This is a genomic window from Vreelandella olivaria, from assembly GCF_023507745.1.
Classification (GTDB): domain Bacteria; phylum Pseudomonadota; class Gammaproteobacteria; order Pseudomonadales; family Halomonadaceae; genus Vreelandella; species Vreelandella olivaria_A.
Genome location: NZ_JALPZO010000180.1, coordinates 1 through 1408, shown reverse-complemented (window position 1 = coordinate 1408; position 1408 = coordinate 1). Strand labels below are relative to the sequence as shown.

Sequence of the window (1408 nt, the reverse complement as noted above, 5' to 3'; positions counted from 1 at the left end):
AAGGCACCTTGATGTACGGGAATTCCGTACAAGTATACGGCAAAAGCCCTAACAAGGCCAAGCACGGCGACGGCTTTTTCGTTTCGGCTTTGCCTTCACTACAAAGCCGCGCGTGTTGGCGGCGTTAGGTTTTCATCATGTCTATTAAAACTCTGAGGAATCGCATAGCTCAGCTGGAACGAGAAAAGGCCAGCCTTGAGAAATCGCTGGGCCGAGAGCGGGAGAATGCACGAAAGAAGCAGGCTGAGATTGCGCAAATATCACGCTCGATCAACAAGAACACATCGTTGAGCATACTGTCTTCTAAACAGCGTCAGATCGAGCCCAAGCAAAAGCAGTTAAGTGGCTATGAGAAAAAGGCCGCCGATTTACAAAGTAAAGTTGCTGCGAAGAGTTCGGAAATTCTGAAGAAACTCAGCGAAGTGGATAGGGCCGAAAGCCAGGTGCAGCGGCGTAAGGATCAGGATGAAAAAAGGCGACAAGACCAACAGCTTCGTCATTCGAAGCAGGTCACGAGGGAGCTTGAGCGCCAGTCACAAATTCACAATCAGTTGTCATCAACTCCAATAATTGTGAAGTTCGCCGACTTGCCGAAGAAAATTACTGTTCTGTTTATCGCGTCGAACCCCGAGGATCAAACACAGCTGAAACTCGATGAGGAAATTCGCGCTATCACCAAGAAAATCCGGGAGTCGGAGTTTCGAGATGCAGTAGAACTTAAGGCTATTTGGGCCACGCGCCCGGATGACTTGCTTCAAGCACTCAACGAGCACAAGCCAACAATCGTGCATTTCAGTGGTCATGGTTCCGACCAAGGAGAGCTCGTGCTTCAGGACGACTCTGGGGGCACTAAACTGATCTCACTGGAAGCCATTGTTCAACTTTTTAAGGTAATGGCTTCAGGGATCGAGCTCGTGGTTTTCAACGCATGCTATTCCCATGCTCAGGCTGAGGAAGTGACCAACCATGTTAAAGCAGCAATTGGCATGAATGATTCCGTCGGGGATGATGCAGCTCGCGTATTTGCGGCTCAGCTCTATTCAGCGATTGGATTTGGAAGAAACGTTCGAGAGGCCTTTGACCAAGCAAAGGTGGCGCTTCAACTTGAAGGCATTCCGGAAGAAGATATACCTGAGCTGTACGTAGCTGATGGAGTTGAAAATGAAAGCTTGGTCCTTGTCCAACCCCAAACCTAACAAATCATTGCAGCGGACATTTGACCCGCCACCCATTTTTGCTGACGCAAAAACAGGCGTCGTCTCAAATGCCGCTGAATTCAGGCGTTATGCATAAGGAAAGAATATGAGCATTTTGCAAAATTCATTTGATATAGCTAAGGATTCTGCTGTTGAAATTTGGTCACTAGTTGGCGCCCAATATATAAATAACAATGATGTCTTGCACCCAG

1 protein-coding gene is annotated in these 1408 nt (G+C 47.9%); it reads left to right on the top strand.

Annotated elements, in window-relative coordinates; genetic code table 11:
• Positions 1-137 precede the first annotated feature (137 nt).
• Positions 138-1196 (top strand): CHAT domain-containing protein, encoded by a 1059-nt coding sequence (locus HP566_RS20880; protein WP_249979227.1) that lies wholly within the window; start codon positions 138-140, stop codon positions 1194-1196.
• The last annotated feature ends 212 nt before the right edge of the window (positions 1197-1408 follow it).